Source organism: Bradyrhizobium tunisiense (assembly GCF_042263385.1).
GTDB classification, from domain to species: domain Bacteria; phylum Pseudomonadota; class Alphaproteobacteria; order Rhizobiales; family Xanthobacteraceae; genus Bradyrhizobium; species Bradyrhizobium tunisiense.
The window spans coordinates 1,330,018-1,351,819 of sequence record NZ_JBHLEV010000001.1 but is presented as its reverse complement, the minus strand read 5'-3'; the positions used below and the strand labels follow the sequence as shown (position 1 = coordinate 1,351,819).

The window sequence follows — 21,802 nt, the reverse complement described above, 5'->3', positions numbered from 1 at the left end:
CGGCTCTTCGAGCCGCCCCGGAATGACGCCGTCGGGGCAACATGGTCGCGCTACGCGGAAAAGAGATCGACGCCTTCCTTGCCCGTCCCGATGCGGGTCGTCCGATCGTCCTGCTCTACGGCCCCGATGCCGGCCTCGTGCGCGAGCGCGCGGATGCGCTGATCGCCTCCGCCGTCGACGATCCCAACGATCCCTTTTCACTGGTCAAGCTGGATGGCGACGAGCTTTCCGCCGAGCCGTCCCGCCTCGTCGACGAAGCCATGACCGTGCCGCTGTTCGGCGGCCGCCGCGCGATCCGCATCCGGGCCGGCTCGCGCAGCTTTGCCAGCGGCGTCGACACTCTCGCAGAGATGAGCGTCAGGGATTGCCGCATCGTGATCGAGGCCGGCGAGCTGCGCCCGGAATCGCCGCTGCGCAAAGCCTGCGAGAAGGCCAAGACGGCTGTGGCGATCGGCTGCTATCCCGACACCGAGCGCGATCTCGCCAAGCTGATGGAAGACGAGCTGCGTATCGCCAATTTGCGCATCGCGCAGGACGCTCGCGCCGCGCTGATGTCGTTCCTCGGCGGCGATCGCCAGGCCTCGCGCAACGAGCTGCGCAAGCTCACGCTCTATGCGCATGGCAAAGGCGAGATCACGCTGGACGATGTGATGTCGGTGGTCGCCGATGCCTCCGAGCTGAAGCTCGATCCGATCGTCGACGGCGCCTTCGCCGGTCGGCCCGACATCGTCGAGACCGAGTTCGCCAAGGCCATGATCGCCGGCACCTATCCCGGCGTGATCATCTCGGCGGCGCAGCGCCAGGCCGCGTGGCTGCACAAATCGGCGCTCGCGATCGCCGACGGTACGCCGGCCTCGACGGTGCTCGACAGCGGCTATCCGCGCCTGCACTTTTCACGAAAGCCCGCGGTCGAAACCGCGCTGCGCAATTTCAGCGTGGCGCGGCTCGCGGCCATCATCGAGCAGCTGGCGACCGCGGCGCTCGACACCCGCAAGCAATCCACCCTCGCCGCCGCCATCGCGCAACGCACGCTGATGGCGATCGCCGCGAATGCGAAGCGGCGGGGATAGGCCTGCGCTTTCTCGCGTCCCGGACACCCGCCGTCATCCCCGCGTTCGCGGGGGCGACAACGACGATCGTCGCTACAGCGCGCCCTTGGCCAGCCGCTTCATCACCTCGTCGAGCTGATCGAGGTTGCGATAGGTGATCTGGACCGAGCCGCCGGGATCGCGGTGATTGACGGTGACCTTGAGGCCGAGCGCGTCGCTGACGCGCTTTTCGAGATCAATCGTGTCGGGGTCCTTATCCTTGCCCCCCGTGCTGCGCGCCTTTTGCGGCTTGCGCTCCGGCACGCCCTCTTCATGCGCGAGCGCCTCGGCCTGGCGGACGTTGAGGCCTTCCTCGACGATGCGCTTGGCGGCTGCGAGCGGATCCGGCACGCCGATCAGCGCGCGGGCATGGCCGGCGGTCAGCTCGCCGGTCGCGATGAAGGCCTGCACCTCGGCGGGCAGCTTCGTCAGCCGCATCATGTTGGCGACGTGGCTGCGGCTCTTGCCGACGACTTTTGCGATGTCCTCCTGGCTGCGTTTGAATTCGTTGGCGAGCGCGTGATAGCCCTGCGCCTCTTCCATCGGGTTGAGATCCTCGCGCTGCACGTTCTCGACGATCGCGAACTCCAGCGCGTCACTGTCGCTGATGTCGACCGGGACGATCGGCACTTCGTGCAGGCCGGCCATCTGCGAGGCGCGCCAGCGCCGCTCGCCAGCGATGATCTCGAAGCGATCCTGTGCGCCCTTCACCGGACGCACCACGATCGGCTGGATCACGCCGTGCTGCCTGATGGACTCGCTTAGCTCCTTCAGTTCGGCGTCCGAAAAAGTGCGGCGCGGATTGCGCGGATTGGCCTTGATGAACTCGATCGGCACCTTGCGCTGCGCCCGCGGACGGTCGACGTGCTGGGCTTCGCCGCCGACATCGCCGATCAGACTTGCAAGACCCCGGCCCAGTCGCGAACGCGCTTCATCGGCCATCGCCAGCTCCCTTGGATTCACGGTGCAGCACTCCAGAACTGAATTTCGAATTGCGGGTCGTAGGGCGGATGAGCGAAGCGTCATCCGCCATGGGCTTTATTCGAGGCGGGAGACTCGGCGGGTTACGCTGCGCTGACCCGCCCTGCGGATCTCTCCGTCAATGCGTCGTCCGCAACTCACGCTCGCGCTGGATCACTTCGGTGGCGAGCCGCAAGTAAGCTTCGCTGCCGACGCATTTGAGATCGTAGACCAGCACCGGCTTGCCGTAAGACGGCGCTTCCGAAATGCGCACGTTGCGCGGAATCATGGTCTTGTAGACCTTCTCGCCCATGAACTGCCGCACGTCGGCAACGACCTGGTTCGAGAGATTGTTGCGCGAGTCGAACATGGTCAGCACGATGCCGTGGATCGACAGGTTCGGGTTGAGTGTCGAGCGCACCTGCTCCACCGTCTGGAGCAATTGCGACAGACCTTCGAGCGCGAAGAACTCGCATTGCAGCGGCACCAGGATCGCATCGGACGCTGCCATCGCGTTCACCGTGAGCAGGTTCAGCGAGGGCGGACAGTCGATCAGCACATAGGTGTAGTCGGCATCCGGCGACACGTTGTTGTTGAGCGCGCCGATGGCGTCGCGCAGCTTGAAGGCGCGGCCGGGCGTGGTGCCGAGCTCGAGCTCGAGGCCGGAGAGATCCATGGTCGAGGGCGCGATGTGAAGCCGCGGCACAGCGGTCGAGACCACGGCTTCACGCAGCGGAGCTTCTCCGATCAGCACGTCGTAGGTCGAGCAGGACCGGTTGCGGCGGTCGATGCCGAGGCCGGTCGAAGCGTTGCCCTGCGGATCGAGATCGACGATCAGAACACGTTCGCCGATCGCCGCGAGTGCCGTGCCGAGGTTGATCGCTGTGGTTGTCTTACCCACCCCGCCCTTCTGATTCGCCAGCGCCAGGATACGCGGATGGCCGTGCGGGACCTCGCTGGTCGGTTCCCGACTCTGCTCTTGCTGCGGCTCGTCAATCACGGTCATCGAATTTCCCCACTCGCCCCTGAACGCCTCACCCGCGCCGTTCAGCCGACATCAGCTCGACTATCCAACCATCGCCGGTACGGCTTCGATGGAGCTGCGGCTGAATATTCCAATATTTAGCGGCTTCGGTCAATTCAGCCTCTACATCTTGACCCTTAGGAAATAACGCCTTTGCGCCCTGGCGCATCAGCGGCTCCGCAAAGCCGATGAGTTGATGTAGCGGAGCCAGCGCGCGCGCGGTGACGCAATCGACGGGGCCTGTGATTCTATCCACATTATCCCCGATCTCAGCGAGATGTACGACTCCCGGAGATGTGGTGACGCGAACCGCTTCGCGCAAAAACGCGGCCTTCTTGGCGATCCGCTCGACGAGATGGACGCTCGCACCCGGCGTCCCGGCCATAGCGCAGGCCAGCACGACACCGGGAAAACCGCCGCCGCTGCCGAGGTCGGCCCATCGTTTTGCCGACGGCGCGAGATCGATGAGCTGGAGCGAATCGGCGATGTGCCGGGTCCAGAGGTTCGGCAGGGTCGAGGGCGCGACCAGATTGGTCTTGGCCTGCCACTCCCGGAGCAGTGCGATGTAGCGATCGAGCCGGGCTTCCGTTTCATGTGAAACGGGCGCGAGCCTCAAGGCCTCGCGCTTGTCGGCGGCGATGATCGAATCGAGCGCCCGATCGTTGGCGCTGGCCTTATCGATCCTCGGTTTGGCTGGAGCCGGTTCGGATCGACCCGCGCCCTCACCCGTTCCTGGTCGTCGCGATAGCGGCCTGTCCCCGCCCGGTCCGCGCTGTTTCACGTGAAACGCCTATGCGATTGCCTTGGAGGTCTTCCGGGCCTCGCGGCGGAGATAGGCCGCGAGGATGCCGAGCGCGGCGGGCGTCATGCCGTCGATCCGGCCAGCCTGCCCGACGGTGAACGGCCGTGCCTTCTCCAGCTTGGCGCGGACCTCGTTGGAGAGACCGGGGACAAGGCTGTAATCGACTTCTGACAGCACCATTCCCTCGTCGCGCCGAAAGGCCTCGACGTCGGCGCTCTGGCGCTCGAGGTAGACATCGTACTTGGCGTCGATTTCGAGGTGGGTCGCGATGACGGGCTCAATCGCGGAAAGCTCCGGCCAGATCGCACGGACCTGGCTCCAGCCGATCTCCGGATAGGCCATCAGCTCGAAGGCCGACCGGCGCTGGCCGTCCCGATTCAGCGACAGGCCATGCTTGGTTGCCTCGTTCGGGGTAATCGTCAGTGACTTCGACAGCGCCCTGGCCGCGTTCAACGCATCCATCTTGGTGCGATGATGCCGGGTCCTGGCATTGCCGACGCAGCCGAGCGCAATCCCCTTCTCGGTGAGGCGCTGATCGGCATTGTCGGCTCTCAGCGTTAGCCGGTACTCGGCTCGCGATGTGAACATCCGATAGGGCTCGCTAATCCCGCGGGTGACGAGGTCGTCGATCATCACGCCGAGATAGCCGTCGGCCCGATCGAAAACCGCCAGCGCGGCGCTGCTCGCGGAGAGCGCAGCGTTCAGGCCGGCCACGATGCCCTGCCCGGCGGCCTCTTCGTATCCGGTGGTGCCGTTGATCTGCCCGGCCAGGAACAGACCCCGCATGCGCTTGGTCTGCAAGGTTGGGTCGAGCTCGCGGGGATCGATGTGGTCGTACTCGATGGCATAGCCCGGACGGACCATCTTCACCCGCTCCAGGCCAGGAATGCTGGCGAGGATCGCGAGCTGGACCTCCTCGGGGAGCGAGGTTGAGATCCCGTTGGGATAGACTGTGCTGTCGTCGAGGCCTTCCGGCTCCAGGAAGATCTGATGGCCGTCGCGGTCGCCAAAGCGGACGATCTTGTCCTCGATCGACGGGCAATAGCGCGGGCCGGAGCTCTTGATCTGACCGGAGTACATCGGAGAGCGATGAACATTCGCCCGGATCACCTCGTGCGTGGCGGCTGTGGTCCGGGTGATACCGCACTGGATCTGCGGGGTCGTGATCCGCTCGGTCATCACCGAGAATGGCTCCGGCGGCTCGTCTCCGGGCTGCATCTCGACCGTGGACCAGTCGATCGTGGTGCCGTCCAGACGCGGCGGAGTGCCGGTCTTGAGCCGCCCAAGGGTGAAGCCGGCACGCTCGAAGGAAGCGGACAGACCGGTCGCGGGAGCCTCACCGACACGGCCGGCGGGCCAATTCTTCTCGCCGAGATGAATGAGACCGCGGAGGAAGGTGCCGGTGGTGACGACCACAGCCCCTGCCCGAAGCTCCCGGCCGTCCGCCAGGCGAAGACCCGTCACCCGGCCCTCGGCCACGATCAGCTTGTCGGCCTCACCTTCGATAACGGACAAACCTTCAGTCGCCAGGATCGCTGCCTGCATCGCAGCGGCATAGAGTTTTCGGTCGGCCTGCGCCCGGGGACCACGGACCGCCGGACCTTTGCGGCGATTGAGCACGCGAAACTGGATGCCGCCGGCATCGCCCACGCGTCCCATCAGACCATCGAGCGCATCGACTTCGCGAACCAGATGTCCCTTGCCGAGACCGCCGATGGCGGGATTGCAGGACATCGCGCCGACCGTCGAAAAACGATGCGTCACCAGAGCGGTCGTTGCACCCATCCGGGCAGAGGCAGCCGCGGCTTCACAGCCGGCGTGGCCGCCGCCAATCACAATGACGTCGAAGCTGTCTCGCTCTGGTCGCATGACCGGACTTCTAACTCAGAGGCGTGAAAGCCGGAAGTAGAAACTCAGGCGGCAGATGTTTCACGTGAAACGAGGCTGCTCCTGCGGCGCCCAAATGTGATTTTCGCGAAAACAACCCCATGCACAGTACAAGAGGCATTGATTCGTTTGCGGTTTTGGACCGCTGATCGGCGACGTTTCACGTGAAACGAAGGGATCTCGGGTCCATCCTGTTTCACGTGAAATACCCGGAACTTGTTGCCAGCCAAGCGCTCCGCTGTTTCACGTGAAACGCAAGCAATGGAACAAGCTCTAGTTCTACAATGAAGAACTAGAGCTACTTCCCAATGCAGAACTTCTGGAAAATGGCTCCCAGGACGTCCTCGACGTCCACCCGTCCCAGTAACCGACCGAGGGCATAAGCGGCGGCACGCAGCTCTTCGGCCGCAAGCTCCTCGCCCTCTTCTACAAGCTCCAGGCTCCGTCGCAAGCTGTCAGACGCTTGGCGCAGGAGATCCCGCTGGCGGGTCCGGGTTACCAACGCACCCTCACCGGTTCCGAAGAACTCCGCGGCAAATTTCACCAAGGCATCGACCAGATCTGGAATGCCGTCGCCCCGGCTCGCCGAGATCCCGAACTCCCCCTGCGGCTCCACCGCCCCGACCTCACCAAGATCGATCTTGTTGCGCACGACCCAGACCGTGCCACCGGACAGATCGCTCGCAGCGCCGGACGTCAGATCGGCGGCCTGTCCACCCTCCACCAGCCACAACACGAGGTCGGCGCTCCCAGCCCGGGCCCGCGCCCGGCGCACGCCCTCCTGCTCGACGGGATCGTCGGTCTCGCGGATGCCGGCGGTATCGATGACCGTGACGGGGTAGCCGTCGAGATCAAGCTGCACCTCGATCACGTCACGCGTGGTGCCGGCATGCGGCGAGACGATCGCAACCTCGCGACGCGCGAGCTGATTCATCAGCGTCGACTTGCCGACGTTCGGATGGCCTGCGATGGCAACCACGAGACCGTCGCGCAAGCGTTCAGAATGTCCCTGTGCCGCAAGCACTTCTGCGATTTCGTCGTGAAGAGAATTGATCGCTTTCACCGCCGGCGCCATCAGTTCTGCCGGCACGTCACCCTCATCGGAGAAATCGATTCCGGCCTCGATCAGCGCGGAGGCCTCGATGATCCGATCGCGCCAGTCGCGCGCGCGATCCCCGAGCAGACCCTGCAATTGCCGCAGCGCCTGGCGCCGCTGCCGGTCGGTGTCGGCGTGAATGAGATCGTCGAGGCCCTCGGCCTCGGTGAGATCGAGCTTGCCGTTCTCGAACGCCCGTCGCGTGAATTCACCCGGCTCGGCCGCCCGCGTATTCTGAATAACAGAAATCGAGGAGACGAGCGCCGCCAATACCGCGCGGCCGCCATGGACGTGGAATTCGGCGACGTCCTCGCCGGTCGCGCTGGCCGGCCCCGGAAACCAGAGCACGACCGCATCGTCGATCGGCCGGCCCGCTTGGTCGCGGAGCAGCCGGCGAGCAGCCTGTCGCGGCGCCGGCAGCTTGCCCGCCAGGGTCGTCAGCACCTGGCCGGCCTGCGATCCCGACACGCGGACCACGGCGATGGCGCTCGGCGCACGGCCGGACGACAATGCAAAGATGGTCTGGTCTCGCGGATGCATGGCCTATTTGTCCGGCTGCCGGCGAAAAGGCAAATGTCCGTCCAAATGAAAGAGAGCGCACAGTTTGCTGCGCTGTTGCTGCATGCAAGCGACCATATTGCGCCGCAATATAAGTCCGGGATTTTGCTGCGCTTTGATCAAGCGCGGGACCGGCAGCGACAGGCCGCTGTTAATTATTGTATGATAACTCAACAACTTAATTAAGAGGTCGCTCCGGCATCCCGCCGGCTTCCATGCTGCACGTTCGCTGCAACAAAGCCGCACAATGAAAAGGGCGCCCGAAGGCGCCCTCTGAATCTATGCGATCTATGTTGCAATGCACTCAGGTATTCATGGAGTCGAAGAACTCGGAATTGCTCTTGGTCGATCGCAGCTTGTCGAGCAGGAAGTCGATCGCGTCCATCGTCCCCATCGGATTGAGGATGCGGCGGAGCACGTACATCTTCTTGAGCACTTGCGGATCGGTGATGAGCTCTTCCTTGCGGGTGCCCGAGCGCGAGATGTCGATCGCCGGGAAGGTGCGCTTGTCCGAGACCTTGCGGTCCAGGATCAGTTCCGAGTTACCGGTGCCCTTGAACTCTTCGAAGATGACTTCGTCCATGCGGCTGCCGGTGTCGACCAGCGCGGTCGCGATGATGGTCAGCGAGCCGCCCTCCTCGATATTGCGGGCGGCACCGAAGAAGCGCTTCGGGCGCTGCAGCGCGTTGGCGTCGACACCGCCGGTCAGCACCTTGCCGGATGACGGCACGACCGTGTTGTAGGCGCGGCCGAGACGGGTGATCGAATCGAGCAGGATCACGACATCGCGGCCATGTTCGACCAGACGCTTGGCTTTTTCGATCACCATCTCGGCGACCTGGACGTGACGCACCGCCGGCTCGTCGAAGGTCGACGACACGACCTCGCCCTTCACCGAACGCTGCATGTCCGTGACTTCTTCCGGACGCTCGTCGATCAGAAGCACGATCAGATAGCACTCGGGATGATTGTGCGTGATCGAGTGCGCGATGTTCTGCATCAGCACGGTCTTACCCGTGCGCGGCGGCGCCACGATCAATGCGCGCTGGCCCTTGCCGATGGGAGCGACGATGTCGATCACGCGTGCAGACAGGTCTTTCCGCGTCGGATCGTCGATCTCCATGCGGAAACGCTGATTCGGAAACAGCGGCGTGAGGTTGTCGAAATTGACCTTGTGCTTGGCCTTTTCCGGATCCTCGAAGTTGAGCGTGTTGACCTTGAGCAGCGCGAAATAGCGCTCGCCCTCTTTCGGGCTACGGATATGGCCTTCGATGGTGTCGCCCGTGCGCAGGCCGAAACGGCGGATCTGCGACGGCGAAACGTAGATGTCGTCCGGGCCCGGCAGATAATTCGCATCGGGCGAGCGGAGGAAGCCGAAGCCGTCGGAGAGCACTTCGACGACGCCCTGGCCGACAATGTCGGTCTCGGCGAGAGCGAGCTGCTTGAGGATGGCAAACAGCAGCTCCTGCTTGCGCATGGTGCTGGCGTTCTCGACCCCATTCTCCTCCGCAAACGAGACGAGCTCGGCCGGGGTTTTGGACTTGAGGTCTTCGAGTTTAATTTCCCGCATTGGGGTGGTCCTGTGGGGTAACCTTGGGAGGGGGTGCGAGGAGGCTCTGAAATGCGGACGTGAGAAGGTAAGGTCCGCAGGTCTGGCAAGGTTAAGTGCCGGTGAGGCTTCAAACCTGATGCGGTGTCCGGCCTCTGGAAAGCTCAGACACAACCACATCCGCCTGCGTTGGGTGGGATATCGCCAATATAGAAAATCGCTTCCTGCTCCGCAAGCCGAAGCGCTGAGCTAATCGTCAGGCGCCTTGCCTAGAACGGCTTCACGATCACCATGATGACGATCAAAATCATCAGGACGGTCGGCACCTCATTGATAATGCGATAGAATTTTTGAGACCGCGGACGCCGGTCGGCGGCAAAATCCTTCAGCCAGCGGGAAAAAAAGCCGTGGACCGCCGACATCGCCAGGACCAGTGCAAGTTTTACGTGCAGCCAGCCGAACGAGAACCAGTGGCCGGACCAGGCGAGATAGAGCCCGGCAAGCCAGGTGATCGTCATAGCCGGGTTGATGATCGCCTTGAGCAGCCGGCGCTCCATCACCTTGAACGTTTCCGACTGCTTCGAGCCGATCTCGGCCTCGGAATGATAGACGAACAGTCGCGGCAGATAGAGCATGCCGGCCATCCAGGCGATGACCGCGATCACATGCAGCGCCTTGATCCAGAGATAGACGTCTTCGAACATTTTCGCGGCCCGGGTTTCTGCCCAGCGAAAGGAACTGGGGATAGTAAGAACTCGTTAAGGTCTCACCGTGCACACATATCCGTCCGAAGCGCCTTCCTCAAATCTAGAATCTTAGATTCTTAAGGTTTGAGTCTATGTGACCGTGGATTGGACTCATGCAATTCCGTCCGCGGGTTCACGCGCGCTTGTTCACATCCATCAACATATCCCAGACCGCTCCTGGCGCTCTTCGATAAGTCCGTTAGCTTCAAAGGCTTGCGCCTTTCTGTCGGCAGCTTATCAAGGGGGTTGTCCGCGCAATCCCGTTTCCGTGCCGACAGGCCGGCGAACTTGTTCAGACGGGCAGCGGTGTGAAGAAAATTGGCACTTGTCCCGACCCTGGTGTCGCACATCCCTTTCCGAGCGGTTAAGCTCCACAGAAATCCACAAACCACACCGCCTTCATACAAAGAGTTTTTGTGCCAACCTCGAACAATTATTTCCATCTGCACCTCGTCTCCGACTCCACCGGTGAGACGCTGATCACGGTGGCGCGCGCGGTCGCGGCCCAATACGCCAACGTGACGCCGGTCGAGCATGTCTATCCGCTGGTGCGCAGCCAGAAGCAGCTCGATCGGGTGCTCGACGAGATCGAGGAAGCGCCGGGGATCGTGCTGTTCACGCTGCTCGAGAAGGATCTGGTCTCCAGGCTCGAGGACAAGTGCAAGGGGATCAACGTTCCGAGCCTGTCGATCATCGGCCCGGTGATGCAGCTGTTCGAAGCCTATCTCGGGGCTGCGACCACAGGCCGCGTCGGCGCTCAGCACGTTCTCAACGCGGAATATTTCAAGCGTATCGACGCGCTGAACTACACGATGATCCACGACGACGGCCAGCACGTCGAAGGCCTCGACGATGCCGACGTCGTCCTGGTCGGCGTGTCCCGCACCTCGAAGACGCCGACGTCGATCTATCTCGCCAATCGCGGCATCCGCACCGCCAACGTGCCGCTGGTTCCCGGCATTCCGGTGCCTTCGCAATTGGAGACGCTGACCCGGCCGCTGGTGGTCAGCCTGCATGCGACACCGGAACGCCTGATCCAGATCCGCCAGAACCGCCTGCTCTCCATGGGCTCCGACTCCGGCAACGACACCTATACCGACAGGCAGTCGGTCACCGAGGAAGTGGCTTTTGCGCGCAAGCTCAGCGCCAAGCATGATTGGCCGCTGCTCGACGTCACGCGTCGCTCGATAGAGGAAACAGCGGCGGCGATCATGAAGCTCTACAGTGATCGCCAGCGCAACCGGCCTTCCGGATAGTCTTCGCGATGGGTCTGTGGCTCGGCAAATCTCCGTTGATCCTGGCCTCGCAGAGCAGCGCGCGAAAAATGCTGCTCGCCAATGCCGGGCTGGAGTTCAAGGCCATCACCGCTGATATCGATGAACGCGGTGTTCAAGCCGCTTCAGCGCTGTCGAGTTCGCGGGAGATCGCTCTGCTGCTGGCGCGCGAAAAGGCCAAGGCGGTCTGCGCCGATCATCCCGGGAGCTACGTGATCGGCGCCGATCAGACTTTGGCTCTTGGCGACCGTCTCTTCAACAAGCCCTCGGGCCGTCCGCAGGCCTTGGCGCAATTGCGTGATCTCGCCGGCAACAGCCACGAGCTGAATTCCGCGGTGGCCGTGGCGCATGACGGCAAGATCGTGTTCGAAGACGTCTCGATCGCCCGCATGACCATGCGCGAGATGACCGAGGACGAGCTTGCAGCCTATCTGGATGCCGCCGGCGACGCCGTCATGACCAGCGTCGGCGCCTATCAGCTTGAAGGGCTGGGCATCCATCTGTTCGAGCGCATCGAAGGCGACCATTTCACCATTCTCGGCCTGCCTTTGCTGCGGCTGCTTGCGTTCCTGCGCAGCGAGCGGCTAGTTGCGGTGTAAATGACGGATATGGCTGTAGGCTGATGCGCATCCTGGGACTGACCGGCTCGATCGGGATGGGAAAATCCACCACCGCGAAACTGTTCGCGGAGGCCGGTGTGCCCGTCTACGATGCCGACGCCGCCGTGCATCAGCTCTATGAGGGTGAAGCCGCCCCCGCGATCGAGGCCTCCTTTCCCGGCACGACAGTGGACGGCAAGGTCGATCGGCCCAAACTGTCGGCGCGCGTGGTGCACGATCCCGCCGCCATCAAGCAGCTCGAGCAGATCGTTCATCCTATGCTCGGCGCCTCCCGGCAAAAGTTCTTCGCCGAGGCGGAAGCGGCCAAGGCGCCGGTCGTGGTTCTCGATATCCCGCTGCTGTTCGAGACCGGCGGCGAGAAGCGGGTCGATGCCGTGGTCGTGGTCTCGACCTCGCCGGAACTCCAGCGTGAGCGGGTGCTGGCGCGCGGCACCATGGACGAAGCGAAGCTCGACGCGATCATCGCCAAGCAGACGCCGGACGCCGAGAAGCGCAAGCGCGCCGATTTCGTGGTGGATACGTCGCACGGACTCGAGCCTGTGCGCGCGCAAATCGCGCACATCCTGGCCGAGGTCGTTAAGATGCCGCAGCGGCGAGCCTGATTCGTCGTCCCATTCGGCTCTCACGACTCTGACATCAAGACATGCGCGAAATCGTTCTGGACACCGAAACCACCGGCCTCGATCCGCTTCGCGGCGATCGCCTGGTCGAAATCGGCTGCGTCGAGATGCTCAACCGCATGCCGACGGGGCAGACGTATCACGTCTATATCAACCCCGAGAGAGACATGCCGGCGGAAGCGTTCGCGGTGCATGGACTGTCGGCCGAATTCCTGGCGACGAAGCCGCTGTTCCACGAGGTCGTCGACGCGTTTCTGGAATTCATCGGCGATGCGCCACTGGTGATCCACAACGCCTCGTTCGACATCGGCTTCATCAATGCCGAGCTCGATCGCATCAAGCGTGCGGCGATTCCGCGCGAACGCCTGGTCGATACGCTGCTGCTGGCGCGTCGCAAGCATCCCGGCGTGTCCAACCGGCTCGACGATCTCTGTTCGCGCTACGCGATCGACAATTCACGCCGTACGAAGCACGGCGCGCTGCTGGACGCCGAGCTTCTGGCCGAGGTCTATGTCGATCTGGTCGGGGCGCGGCAGTCGCAGCTGCTTCTGGCGTCGGACGCTCAGGAGATTCGCGTCAATGCGGCTGGCGATGCGCCGCGGCGGCAGCGCCTGGTGCCGCTGGCGCCGCGAACTTCGGACGCCGAGCGCGAGGCCCACCGGGCCTTCATTGCGACGCTCGGCGACAAGGCGATCTGGAACGAGTATCTCGCCGCTCCAGCTGTCCCTCCGGCTGGCTAGCCTTGATTCAGGCCTGGCCGGTCTGGCCACCCTGAGCGGCCATTTGCCGCTCCATGTTCTGGCGATAGAGGCCGACGAAGTCGACCGGATCGAGCATCAGGGGCGGGAACCCGCCGTCGCGCACCGCGGTCGCGATGATTTCGCGGGCGAAAGGGAACAGCAGGCGCGGGCACTCGATCATGACCAGCGGATGCAGATTCTCCTGCGGCACGTTGGCGATGCGGAACACGCCGGCATAGGCGAGCTCGAACGAGAACATGAGCTTGCCCGCGGTCTCGGCCTTGCCCTCGACCGACAAGGTCACCTCGAACTCGTGTTCGCTGAGATTGTTGGCGCTGACATTGATCTGGATGTTGATCTGGGGCGGCTGGCTCTGCTGCTGGAGCGAGCTCGGCGCGTTCGGGTTTTCGAACGAAAGGTCCTTGGTATATTGCGCCAGCACGTTGAGCTGGGGAGCCTGGGCCGCCTCGGGAGGGGTGCCGTTACCGTTGGTCATGAGAGTCTCTCCTTACCCGATTTGGGCTGAATTTCGCGGCGGTTGGCTAACATAGGGCCGCCTCGTTCCACAAGGACGAACGGTCCCGGAGGAGGAATTCGGGCCGCGCCCGCAACCGCGACGTTTACCCCGACTTTTCCGCAAAATCGCGCCTTAAACGATTGAAGATGCGCGATTTCCGGGCAGGATCGGGTTTCCCCTTAAGCATAAAACGCGCTACACTCGGCGCTGTGCCAAAAGGCGCCATTGGCCCGGCAAGATTTCGTGCCTACATCCCACGGACCTGACACGCGGATCCAAGAAGGCGATGTAGACTTGCCGTTCCCGTATGGAACGGTCTACTGGCCGGATTGATTTTCCCGGCGACGACCCCAGAGCGAAGACCCAAAGACCAGAAAGCGAATACGACGTGGACATCTATACCATCATCTTCCTGGCGCTGGCGGTCTTCATCTTTCTGCGGCTGCGCAGCGTGCTTGGCCAGCGGACCGGCAATGAGCGGCCGCCGTTCGATCGAACCGCCGCCCGCAATGCGCTGGGGGGTACCCAGGACAACAACGTCGTGACCATGCCGGGCAAGGTGATCGACCAGGCCCCGCTGGCGCCGACGGCCGAGCCGACCCCGCCTGCCGATCGCTGGAAGGGCCTCACCGAGCCGGGCACCCCGCTCGCGCAGGGTCTCGACGCCATCGTCGAGAAGGATTCCACCTTCGACCCGCGCCATTTCATCTCGGGCGCCAAGGGCGCCTATGAGATGATCGTGCTGGCCTTCGCCAACGGCGACCGCCGCGCGCTGCGCGACCTGTTGTCGTCGGACGTCTATGAGAGCTTCGACGCTGCGATCAAGGAGCGCGAGAAGAACGAGCAGAAGACCGAGACGCGTTTCGTCTCGATCGACAAGGCCGAACTCGTCGGCGCCGAGCTGCGCGACCGTACCGCCCAGCTCACGATCCGCTTCGTCTCGCAGATGATCTCCGCCACGCGCGACAAGACAGGCAACATCGTCGACGGCAGCGCCGATACGGTCGCCGACATCACCGACATCTGGACTTTCGCCCGCGACATCACCTCTCGCGATCCGAACTGGAAGCTGGTTGGCACCGGAAGCGCGAATTAAGGTCATTCTGAAGACCAGCGCGACCGCGCTTTGCGCAGGTGTCGTCGCGCTGTCGTCGTTTTCGCTCGGCGCCGAGGCGGCGCGCCGCCACTATCGCAGCCACCACCATCATCTTCCGCATTTGCCTGCCGCTCCGCCGCGGGCCTTGCCCTATCCGCAGCTCCCGCTGCCGTTCGAAATATCAGGCGCGCAATATCTGCCGCTGGCCTGGGCCGACATGAAGGGCTGGGGCGATGACAATCATCTCGCCGCCTACAAGACGTTCCGCGCCAGCTGTCGGACGATCAATGCGCAGACCGGCGCAGCCGAGCCGAAGGCCTTGGCGGGCTCGCTGAATGAGCCGTGCCGGCTCGCCAAATCTCGCGAGCTCACCGACGACGCCAAGGCCAAGACCTTCTTCGAGGAGAATTTTGCACCGCTGCGCATCTCCCGTCTCGGCGAGCCTGACGGCTTCGTCACCGGCTATTACGAGCCGGTGCTCGAGGGATCGCGCACGCAGACCGAGATCTACAACGTTCCGGTCTATCGCCGCCCGTCCAACCTGTTCGTGCGCGGCTACAAGCAGGACGCGCTCAGCCTGCCCAACAAGGGCCCGGTTTATCGCAAGATCGGCCGCCGCAAGCTGGTGCCCTATTACGATCGCGGCGAGATCGAGGACGGCAAGATTGCCGGCCGCGGGCTGGAGATCGCCTGGCTGAAGGATCCGACGGATCTCCTGTTCGCGCAGATCCAGGGTTCGGCGCGAATCAAGTTCGACGACGGCAGCTCGGTTCGGCTCAATTACGACGCCTATAACGGCTATCCCTATACGGCCGTCGGTCGCATCCTGATCGAGCGCGGCATCATCCCGAGGGAAGAGATGTCGATGCAGAAGATCAGGGAATGGATGACGCAAAACCCTGACGGCGCCAAGGAGCTGCGCCGCGCCAATCGCGCCTACATCTTCTTCCGCGAGGTCAATCTCTCCGACAAGGACGAGGCGGTGGGCGCGCAGGGCATTCCACTGACCGCGGGACGCTCGATCGCGGTCGACAAGTCCCTGCATGTCTACGGCACGCCCTTCTTCATTGAAGGCGAGCTGCCGATCGAGTCCGAACGGGCCAAGACGCCGTTCCGCCGGTTGATGATCGCGCAAGACACCGGCTCGGCCATCATCGGCCCTGCGCGCGCCGATCTCTTTTTCGGCGCTGGCCAGGAGGCCGGCCGCGTCTCCGGCCGGCTGCGCCATCCCATGCAATTCGTGATGCTGGTGCCGAAGAGCCTCGATCCCGCCAAGCGCGCTGCACGGTTGCCGGTGCCGGATCCGCGGCCGTCGGAGAAGATCGCAAAGCTGTTTCCGCAAACCGATCCCGCGAGAGATTCCAGCAAGGATCCGAAGAACGCGGCGGCCGCCGTGAAGCCGGGGGAGACGAGCAAGGCCGGCGCGGCCTCGCCTGCCGAGCCACAAGCCAAGGATGCCGCCGTCGCGGTGGCGAACCCGGTGCCGTTGCCCGAGCCGCGTCCCAACATCAAGCCTGACCGCGAACAGCGCAAGCGCGTGAATCGTCGTTCCGATCAGCAATGAAGCGATCGTCCCGTCCGCCCGTGCTGGAGCCTCGCCCCTCGCCGCGTCGTCGCGCGCTGAGCGCGGAGGAGCACGCGCTGTGGGACTCTGTCGCAAAGCAGGTCAAGCCGCTGAGGAAGCATCGCGCGGCAAAGGGTGTGATCAAGGCGCCGCCGGCGCCCGGCAGCGAACCCTCGCCCGTCGCTCCGGCCGTGAGGCCGGCACCATCGCTGCGCCCCGTTGCCGCCGCACCGGCGCTGCGCGTCGCAAAGCCGTCCGTTCCGCCTCTGGCGCCGCTCAGCAAGCGCGAGCGGACAAAACTCTCGCGTGGCCGCAGCGAGATCGAGGCGCGGCTCGATCTGCATGGCATGACCCAGACGCGCGCCCATCGCGCGCTGACCGGATTCCTGCACCGCGCCCATCACGACGGCCTGACCTTCGTCCTCGTCATCACCGGCAAGGGCCGCAGCGGCGGCGAAAGCGGTGTGCTGCGCCGCCTGGTGCCGGAATGGCTGAGCCTGCCGGAATTCCGCACCTTCGTCGTCGGCTTCGAGACCGCGCATATCGGCCACGGCGGCGAGGGAGCGTTGTATGTGAGGATCAGGCGGGCGAGGGTTTAGAACGGCCGGATGATGCCGACGCGCGGGATCAGCGTGAGGATCAGGCCGAGGATGTTGGTGCTCCGATCCTCCACCGGAATCAACGACATCTCGCGCGCAGCCGGCAGCATCTTCACCGCATGCAGGATCAGGAACATGCAGACCGCCCAGTTCGAGATCCAGCGGGAATAGTCGAACACCATCGCGAACATCACGACATAGGCGAGGCTGATTCCGATCAGCGCCGCGATCACGAGGCGGCGGTGCGTCTCGCTGGCGAGCGCGCCGATGAGCTTCGAAAAATAGCGCCACAGCGGCGTATGCAGCCAGATCAGCAGCGCAAAGACGGGCACGCCGAGGATATTGTGCGGCAGGCGCCCCCAGGTGTCCGAGACCTCCTTCGCCAGCGGCTGGTACCAGATGTAGCTGAATTGCAGCAGATCCGTGCGGGATGGATCGGCCATGCGCGTTTTCAGATACGCGACGAAATCCGCTTCCGGGATCGGCATCGTTCCCAGGAATTGCGCGGCAAAGAACAGCGCGGCGACCGTGAGCAAGGCGAGGATGCCGACGGTGACGTTACCGCGATTGAGCCCGTAAGCGAGATAGTGCCTGATCACGACAATGGTGACGATCGTCGGCACATACATCAGCAGGTGAATGTGGTGGATCAGCACGAGAACGATCGAGAACAGCGCAGCCAAAGCCACAAACAGCAGCGATCCCGCCGGCATCAGCAGCAGGACGAGCGCTAGCGCGCAGCCATAAATGTCGAAATGGCCGAGCGTGTGCATGAAGTTCTTCAGAAAGAATGGCGAGCCCGCCATGAAGACGAACAGCGGCAACGTTTTCGCAGTGAAGCCGAACGTCTTCTGAAACAGCCTTGCGTAAAGGCCTGCTGTCACCAGCCACGTTGCGCCGCCGATCGCGAACACGGACCATACCGGCACCTTGTCCGTGAACAGCGCGACGGCAGCGCCGATCAACGCGCGCTTGATGAAGCCGAAATGATAGTCGACGAGGAGGTGAATGTAGGGGACGTAGGGCGGAAGCTGGATCTTGTGGACGAAGACGCCGATGATGACCGCCGCGTTGATCGCGAGCAGGAAGCGCCAGGGATTTTGCAGGATGCGTACGGTCACGCCGCATCAATAGCGTGACCGCCCGAAATTACAAAATGAACCGGCTCAGATCCGCGTTCTTGGCGAGGTCGCCGACGTGCTTCTGCACGAAATCCGCATCGACCTTGACGGTCTCGCCGTTGCGGTCGGGCGCGGTGAAGGAGATGTCGTCCAGCACCCGCTCCATCACGGTCTGCAGGCGCCGCGCGCCGATGTTCTCGACGGTCGAGTTCACGGCGACCGCGACATCGGCGAGCGCGTCGATGGCGCTGTCGGTGATGTCGAGCGTCACGCCCTCGGTCTGCATCAAGGCGACATATTGCTTGATCAGCGAGGCCTCGGGCTCGGTCAGGATGCGGCGCATGTCGTCGCGGGTCAGCGCCTGCAATTCGACGCGGATCGGCAGGCGGCCCTGCAATTCCGGCAACAGGTCGGACGGCTTGGCGACATGGAAGGCGCCCGAGGCGATGAACAGGATGTGGTCGGTTTTCACCGCGCCGTGCTTGGTCGAGACCGTGGTGCCCTCGATCAAGGGCAGCAGATCGCGCTGCACGCCCTCGCGCGAGACGTCGCCGCCGACGCGGCCGTCACGCGCGCAGATCTTGTCGATCTCGTCGAGGAACACGATGCCGTTGTTCTCGACCGCGCTGATCGCCTCCAGTGTCAACTGATCGGTGTCCAGCAGCTTGTCGGACTCTTCGTTGACGAGGATCTCGTGCGAGCCCTCCACCGTCAACCGCCGTGTCTTGCTGCGGCCCCCCAACTTGCCGAAGATGTCGCCGATCGAAATCGCACCCATCTGCGCGCCCGGCATGCCCGGGATCTCGAACATCGGCATGCCGCTGCCGGACGACTGTGTCTCGACCTCGATTTCCTTGTCGTTGAGCTCGCCGGCGCGCAGCTTCTTGCGGAAGGATTCACGCGTCGCAGGGCTGGCATTGGCACCGACCAGCGCGTCGAGCACGCGCTCCTCGGCGGCGAGCTGCGCGCGAGCGTGCACGTCCTTGCGCTTCTTCTCGCGGACCTGGGCGATCGCAACCTCGACGAGATCGCGCACGATCTGCTCGACGTCGCGGCCGACATATCCGACTTCGGTGAATTTGGTCGCTTCCACCTTCAGGAACGGCGCATTCGCCAGTTTTGCCAGTCGCCGCGCGATCTCGGTCTTGCCGACGCCGGTGGGGCCGATCATCAGAATGTTCTTCGGCAGCACCTCTTCGCGCAAGGAGCCGGTGAGCTGCTGCCGCCGCCAGCGGTTACGCAGCGCGATCGAGACGGCGCGCTTGGCATCGGCCTGGCCGACGATGAAACGGTCGAGTTCGGAAACGATTTCACGGGGAGAGAAGTCTGTCATGGGACCTTAGCTAGGGTCAGTTGCGGGCCAGGACAAGCCGGTTTTTCGGCTGTTAGATGATCGGCGGGCCGGATTGCCATTGCTTCACCGCCTCGATCGGATGGATCAGCATCAGGATATTGAGCGTCAGATTGTCGCGAATGTGGAGCGCCAGCATGATCTCGAAGGCGAGCCCGAGCAGGACGGTCGCGGACACAGGCAGCATGCGCGCGGCGAGGAACCCCAGCACCATGGCCAGATTGTCGGAGACCGAATTGACGATGCTGTCGCCGAAATAATCCAGCGAGATCGTGCCGGCGCGGTAGCGCTCGATGATGAAGGGCGAGTTCTCGACGATCTCCCAGGCACCTTCGATCAGCATCGCGACGATCAGGCGGGCTGGCCAGGAGAGAGACAGGAAAGGCAGTCGCGCGAACAGCAGCCAGGTCAGGCCGTAGAACAGGAAGCCGTGCAGCACGTGCGAGAAGGTGTACCAGTCGGCGATGTGCTGGGAATTTTCCGAGCTGTTCACCACGCCGTGCCACAGCTTGACAGTGCCGCAGGTGCAGATCGGTACCCGCCCCATCGCAAGCAGGATCGAGGCCTGAAGCGCCAGCAGCAGCAGCGCGATTCCGACCCAGGCGAGCGGCGGAAATGCGGTCTTGGCGGTGGGGGTCGCGGCAAGCGTCATCTGTCTCGGATCATCAGGAGTGCGGGGCCATCGGGCGTGACAATCTCGTGCTGCGGCACGAATCCGGCTTTCTCATAGGCACGAATTGCACGCGGATTGGCGGGGCTGGGGTCGATCACGATGCGAGGCACGCCGCAGGCAAAGAGCTGGTCGATGAAGGCACGGATGAAAGCGGAGCCGTGGCCGCATCCGAGCATGTCGGCTTCGCCGATGAACTGATCGAGGCCGCGGGTACCCACCGGCTGCGGGCCGAAGCTGACGTGCCAATCGCCGATCTGGTAGCACTGCAGATAGGCGAAAGACCGGCCATCAAGGCTGACAATGAACTGCGCCAGGTCAGGATGATCGAGGTCGCCGCCGACGAACGCGAGCGTCTCCGGATCATGCCACCATTCGGCGACATGTGGCGCGGCCAGCCAGCGCCGGATCAGCGGCATGTCGACCGGGGTCATCGGGCGGAAGGTGTAGGTGGGGGTCATTCTATCGGCCACGGCGGTGCTGCGCTCCCTCTCCCGCAAGCGCGAGAGGCTACAGCCAGCCCGGAGCGCCGCCATTCAGTCACAGGTCGGTCCTACCCCGTCGCCAGGCTCTCGATCGTCAAATTCCGGTTGGTGTAGACGCAAATATCCGCGGCGATGTCCATGGAGCGGCGGACGATGGTCTCGGCGTCCTTGTCGGTGTCGAGCAGGGCCCGGGCCGCCGCCAGTGCGTAATTGCCGCCGGAGCCGATCGCCATCACGCCGGCCTCGGGCTCCAGCACGTCGCCGGTGCCTGTCAGCACCAGGGAGACGTCCTTGTCGGCCACGATCATCATGGCCTCCAGCCGCCGCAAATAGCGATCGGTGCGCCAGTCCTTGGCCAGCTCCACCGCGGCCCGGGTCAGCTGCCCCGGATATTGCTCGAGCTTGGCTTCCAAGCGCTCGAAGAGGGTGAAGGCGTCGGCGGTCGCGCCGGCAAAGCCGCCGATCACGTCGCCCTTGCCCAGCTTTCGGACCTTCTTGGCGTTGGACTTGATCACGGTCTGGCCGATCGAGACCTGGCCGTCGCCGCCGACCACCACCTTGCCGCCCTTGCGGACCGTCAAAATCGTGGTGCCGTGCCAGCCCGGGGAGCTGTTCTGGGAGTCGTGCATGAAGTACCTCGTTGTCCGGCCTGATTTAGGCGGTCGGGGCCAAAGGGACAACTGGCGCACAACGGGCCGTTCCGGGCCGAATTTCACTCACCATAGGCAGAAGTAGAGGCCCCGCCAGCCGTTCCCGCAGTAGCGAAGGGGGCATTTGGCTGTTAATAGACTGGCGTTTCAGGCCCAAAACCCCAGCGAAAGCCTTCAATGCGCACCGCGACGATCAAGCGCAAGACCAAGGAAACCGACATCGAGGTCACCGTGAACCTCGATGGCACCGGCGTGTCGAATATCGCGACCGGCATCGGCTTTTTCGACCATATGCTCGATCTCCTCGCCCGCCATTCCCGCATCGACCTCACGGTCAAGGCGGTGGGCGACCTGCACATTGATCATCACCATACCACCGAAGACACCGGCATCGCGCTCGGCCAGGCGGTCAGGCAGGCGCTCGGCAACATGGCGGGCATCACCCGCTATGCCGGCGTGCACATGCCCATGGACGAGACGCTGTCGCGCGTGGTTATCGACATCTCGGGCCGTCCGTTCCTGGTGTTCAAGGCCGACTTCCCCCGCGACAAGATCGGTGAGTTCGACACCGAGCTGGTGCGCGAGTGGTTCCAGGCCTTCGCCATCAACGCCGGCGTGACTCTCCACGTCGAGACCCTATATGGCGATAACAGCCACCATATCGCCGAGTCCTGCTTCAAGGGTCTGGCGCGGGCGCTGCGCACCGCGGTCGCGATCGATCCGAAGGCTGCGGGCGAGATCCCGTCCACCAAGGGCTCGCTCGGCGGCTGACGTCTCCGGCCAGC

General features: G+C 63.7%; 22 protein-coding genes. 9 read left to right on the top strand and 13 right to left on the bottom strand.

Annotated features, from left to right (window positions below):
- The first annotated feature begins 41 nt into the window (after positions 1-41).
- Positions 42-1,070 carry a DNA polymerase III subunit delta gene (holA, locus tag ACFDR6_RS06345; RefSeq protein WP_317241772.1) on the top strand — a complete coding sequence of 343 codons (1,029 nt, stop codon included), beginning with the start codon at positions 42-44 and terminating at the stop codon, positions 1,068-1,070.
- 72 nt (positions 1,071-1,142) lie between these two features.
- On the opposite strand, the gene ACFDR6_RS06340 is transcribed toward holA, so the two are convergent.
- The 7 genes from ACFDR6_RS06340 to hemJ all read right to left on the bottom strand — a co-directional run bounded on the left by ACFDR6_RS06340 (position 1,143) and on the right by hemJ (position 9,668).
- Entirely contained in the window at positions 1,143-2,030 is an 888-nt protein-coding gene (locus tag ACFDR6_RS06340) for a ParB/RepB/Spo0J family partition protein (RefSeq protein ID WP_212082758.1), read from the bottom strand.
- A gap of 157 nt (positions 2,031-2,187) precedes the next feature.
- Positions 2,188-3,054 carry a ParA family protein gene (locus tag ACFDR6_RS06335; protein WP_212082761.1) on the bottom strand — a complete coding sequence of 289 codons (867 nt, stop codon included), beginning with the start codon at positions 3,052-3,054 and terminating at the stop codon, positions 2,188-2,190.
- Positions 3,055-3,082: 28 nt separating this feature from the next.
- On the bottom strand, positions 3,083-3,853 hold the full coding sequence (gene rsmG / locus ACFDR6_RS06330; protein WP_375857773.1) for a 16S rRNA (guanine(527)-N(7))-methyltransferase RsmG: 771 nt from the start codon (positions 3,851-3,853) through the stop codon (positions 3,083-3,085).
- A 9-nt stretch (positions 3,854-3,862) separates the two neighbouring features.
- On the bottom strand, positions 3,863-5,743 hold the full coding sequence (mnmG, locus tag ACFDR6_RS06325) for a tRNA uridine-5-carboxymethylaminomethyl(34) synthesis enzyme MnmG (protein WP_375857772.1): 1,881 nt from the start codon (positions 5,741-5,743) through the stop codon (positions 3,863-3,865).
- Positions 5,744-6,059: 316 nt separating this feature from the next.
- Complete coding sequence (gene mnmE, locus ACFDR6_RS06320; protein WP_375857771.1) at positions 6,060-7,397, bottom strand: tRNA uridine-5-carboxymethylaminomethyl(34) synthesis GTPase MnmE; 1,338 nt, start codon at positions 7,395-7,397, stop codon at positions 6,060-6,062.
- Positions 7,398-7,719: 322 nt separating this feature from the next.
- Positions 7,720-8,985: a transcription termination factor Rho gene (rho, locus tag ACFDR6_RS06315; protein WP_008133567.1), complete on the bottom strand. Its 1,266-nt coding sequence runs from the start codon at positions 8,983-8,985 to the stop codon at positions 7,720-7,722.
- Positions 8,986-9,233: 248 nt separating this feature from the next.
- Positions 9,234-9,668 (bottom strand): protoporphyrinogen oxidase HemJ, encoded by a 435-nt coding sequence (gene hemJ, locus ACFDR6_RS06310; protein ID WP_317241765.1) that lies wholly within the window; start codon positions 9,666-9,668, stop codon positions 9,234-9,236.
- Positions 9,669-10,126: 458 nt separating this feature from the next.
- Here hemJ and ACFDR6_RS06305 point away from each other — a divergent pair, with 458 nt between their 5' ends.
- The 4 genes from ACFDR6_RS06305 to dnaQ are packed head-to-tail and all read left to right on the top strand — an operon-like array spanning position 10,127 to position 12,964.
- Entirely contained in the window at positions 10,127-10,966 is an 840-nt protein-coding gene (locus tag ACFDR6_RS06305; RefSeq protein WP_212082778.1) for a pyruvate, water dikinase regulatory protein, read from the top strand.
- 8 nt (positions 10,967-10,974) lie between these two features.
- Positions 10,975-11,583 carry a Maf family nucleotide pyrophosphatase gene (locus tag ACFDR6_RS06300; RefSeq protein ID WP_375857770.1) on the top strand — a complete coding sequence of 203 codons (609 nt, stop codon included), beginning with the start codon at positions 10,975-10,977 and terminating at the stop codon, positions 11,581-11,583.
- A 23-nt stretch (positions 11,584-11,606) separates the two neighbouring features.
- The gene (gene coaE / locus ACFDR6_RS06295; RefSeq protein WP_375857769.1) at positions 11,607-12,206 is read left to right on the top strand and encodes a dephospho-CoA kinase; all 600 of its coding nucleotides are present in this window, start codon (positions 11,607-11,609) and stop codon (positions 12,204-12,206) included.
- 41 nt (positions 12,207-12,247) lie between these two features.
- Positions 12,248-12,964 carry a DNA polymerase III subunit epsilon gene (gene dnaQ / locus ACFDR6_RS06290; protein WP_375857768.1) on the top strand — a complete coding sequence of 239 codons (717 nt, stop codon included), beginning with the start codon at positions 12,248-12,250 and terminating at the stop codon, positions 12,962-12,964.
- Between the two features lie 7 nt (positions 12,965-12,971).
- Here dnaQ and secB read toward each other — a convergent pair whose 3' ends face one another.
- A complete protein-coding gene (gene secB / locus ACFDR6_RS06285) occupies positions 12,972-13,460 on the bottom strand; it encodes a protein-export chaperone SecB (protein ID WP_375857767.1) in 489 nt (162 codons plus the stop codon).
- A gap of 409 nt (positions 13,461-13,869) precedes the next feature.
- Here secB and ACFDR6_RS06280 point away from each other — a divergent pair, with 409 nt between their 5' ends.
- From ACFDR6_RS06280 to ACFDR6_RS06270, 3 genes are read left to right on the top strand one after another with little or no spacing between them, the layout of a single operon-like run.
- Positions 13,870-14,577: a Tim44/TimA family putative adaptor protein gene (locus ACFDR6_RS06280; RefSeq protein WP_375857766.1), complete on the top strand. Its 708-nt coding sequence runs from the start codon at positions 13,870-13,872 to the stop codon at positions 14,575-14,577.
- On the top strand, positions 14,555-16,141 hold the full coding sequence (gene mltA / locus ACFDR6_RS06275; RefSeq protein ID WP_375857765.1) for a murein transglycosylase A: 1,587 nt from the start codon (positions 14,555-14,557) through the stop codon (positions 16,139-16,141). The genes ACFDR6_RS06280 and mltA overlap by 23 nt, the downstream gene beginning before the upstream one ends.
- A complete protein-coding gene (locus tag ACFDR6_RS06270; RefSeq protein ID WP_212082811.1) occupies positions 16,138-16,740 on the top strand; it encodes a Smr/MutS family protein in 603 nt (200 codons plus the stop codon). The genes mltA and ACFDR6_RS06270 overlap by 4 nt, the downstream gene beginning before the upstream one ends.
- On the opposite strand, the gene ACFDR6_RS06265 is transcribed toward ACFDR6_RS06270, so the two are convergent.
- From ACFDR6_RS06265 to hslV, 5 genes are all read right to left on the bottom strand, one after another.
- Entirely contained in the window at positions 16,737-17,861 is a 1,125-nt protein-coding gene (locus ACFDR6_RS06265) for a hypothetical protein (RefSeq protein WP_375857764.1), read from the bottom strand. The genes ACFDR6_RS06270 and ACFDR6_RS06265 overlap by 4 nt on opposite strands.
- A 28-nt stretch (positions 17,862-17,889) precedes the next feature.
- Positions 17,890-19,194, bottom strand: a complete 1,305-nt coding sequence (hslU, locus tag ACFDR6_RS06260) for an ATP-dependent protease ATPase subunit HslU (RefSeq protein ID WP_212082817.1) — start codon at positions 19,192-19,194, stop codon at positions 17,890-17,892.
- Between the two features lie 52 nt (positions 19,195-19,246).
- Positions 19,247-19,864, bottom strand: a complete 618-nt coding sequence (locus ACFDR6_RS06255; protein WP_212082820.1) for a DUF2585 domain-containing protein — start codon at positions 19,862-19,864, stop codon at positions 19,247-19,249.
- Complete coding sequence (locus tag ACFDR6_RS06250; protein ID WP_212084553.1) at positions 19,861-20,343, bottom strand: GNAT family N-acetyltransferase; 483 nt, start codon at positions 20,341-20,343, stop codon at positions 19,861-19,863. The genes ACFDR6_RS06255 and ACFDR6_RS06250 overlap by 4 nt, the downstream gene beginning before the upstream one ends.
- A gap of 92 nt (positions 20,344-20,435) precedes the next feature.
- Positions 20,436-20,996: an ATP-dependent protease subunit HslV gene (gene hslV, locus ACFDR6_RS06245; protein WP_375857763.1), complete on the bottom strand. Its 561-nt coding sequence runs from the start codon at positions 20,994-20,996 to the stop codon at positions 20,436-20,438.
- 198 nt (positions 20,997-21,194) lie between these two features.
- Here hslV and hisB point away from each other — a divergent pair, with 198 nt between their 5' ends.
- Positions 21,195-21,788: an imidazoleglycerol-phosphate dehydratase HisB gene (gene hisB, locus ACFDR6_RS06240; RefSeq protein ID WP_212082845.1), complete on the top strand. Its 594-nt coding sequence runs from the start codon at positions 21,195-21,197 to the stop codon at positions 21,786-21,788.
- The last annotated feature ends 14 nt before the right edge of the window (positions 21,789-21,802 follow it).

What these genes read in the sequence shown, in the direction of transcription:
- holA (WP_317241772.1), top strand. Translation starts at nt 42, where the DNA reads ATGGTCGCGCTACGCGGAAAAGAGATCGACGCCTTCCTTGCCCGTCCC.
- ACFDR6_RS06340 (WP_212082758.1), bottom strand. Translation starts at nt 2,030, where the DNA reads ATGGCCGATGAAGCGCGTTCGCGACTGGGCCGGGGTCTTGCAAGTCTG.
- ACFDR6_RS06335 (WP_212082761.1), bottom strand. Translation starts at nt 3,054, where the DNA reads ATGACCGTGATTGACGAGCCGCAGCAAGAGCAGAGTCGGGAACCGACC.
- mnmG (WP_375857772.1), bottom strand. Translation starts at nt 5,743, where the DNA reads ATGCGACCAGAGCGAGACAGCTTCGACGTCATTGTGATTGGCGGCGGC.
- mnmE (WP_375857771.1), bottom strand. Translation starts at nt 7,397, where the DNA reads ATGCATCCGCGAGACCAGACCATCTTTGCATTGTCGTCCGGCCGTGCG.
- rho (WP_008133567.1), bottom strand. Translation starts at nt 8,985, where the DNA reads ATGCGGGAAATTAAACTCGAAGACCTCAAGTCCAAAACCCCGGCCGAG.
- hemJ (WP_317241765.1), bottom strand. Translation starts at nt 9,668, where the DNA reads ATGTTCGAAGACGTCTATCTCTGGATCAAGGCGCTGCATGTGATCGCG.
- ACFDR6_RS06300 (WP_375857770.1), top strand. Translation starts at nt 10,975, where the DNA reads ATGGGTCTGTGGCTCGGCAAATCTCCGTTGATCCTGGCCTCGCAGAGC.
- coaE (WP_375857769.1), top strand. Translation starts at nt 11,607, where the DNA reads ATGCGCATCCTGGGACTGACCGGCTCGATCGGGATGGGAAAATCCACC.
- dnaQ (WP_375857768.1), top strand. Translation starts at nt 12,248, where the DNA reads ATGCGCGAAATCGTTCTGGACACCGAAACCACCGGCCTCGATCCGCTT.
- secB (WP_375857767.1), bottom strand. Translation starts at nt 13,460, where the DNA reads ATGACCAACGGTAACGGCACCCCTCCCGAGGCGGCCCAGGCTCCCCAG.
- ACFDR6_RS06270 (WP_212082811.1), top strand. Translation starts at nt 16,138, where the DNA reads ATGAAGCGATCGTCCCGTCCGCCCGTGCTGGAGCCTCGCCCCTCGCCG.
- hslU (WP_212082817.1), bottom strand. Translation starts at nt 19,194, where the DNA reads ATGACAGACTTCTCTCCCCGTGAAATCGTTTCCGAACTCGACCGTTTC.
- ACFDR6_RS06255 (WP_212082820.1), bottom strand. Translation starts at nt 19,864, where the DNA reads ATGACGCTTGCCGCGACCCCCACCGCCAAGACCGCATTTCCGCCGCTC.
- ACFDR6_RS06250 (WP_212084553.1), bottom strand. Translation starts at nt 20,343, where the DNA reads ATGACCCCCACCTACACCTTCCGCCCGATGACCCCGGTCGACATGCCG.
- hslV (WP_375857763.1), bottom strand. Translation starts at nt 20,996, where the DNA reads ATGCACGACTCCCAGAACAGCTCCCCGGGCTGGCACGGCACCACGATT.
- hisB (WP_212082845.1), top strand. Translation starts at nt 21,195, where the DNA reads ATGCGCACCGCGACGATCAAGCGCAAGACCAAGGAAACCGACATCGAG.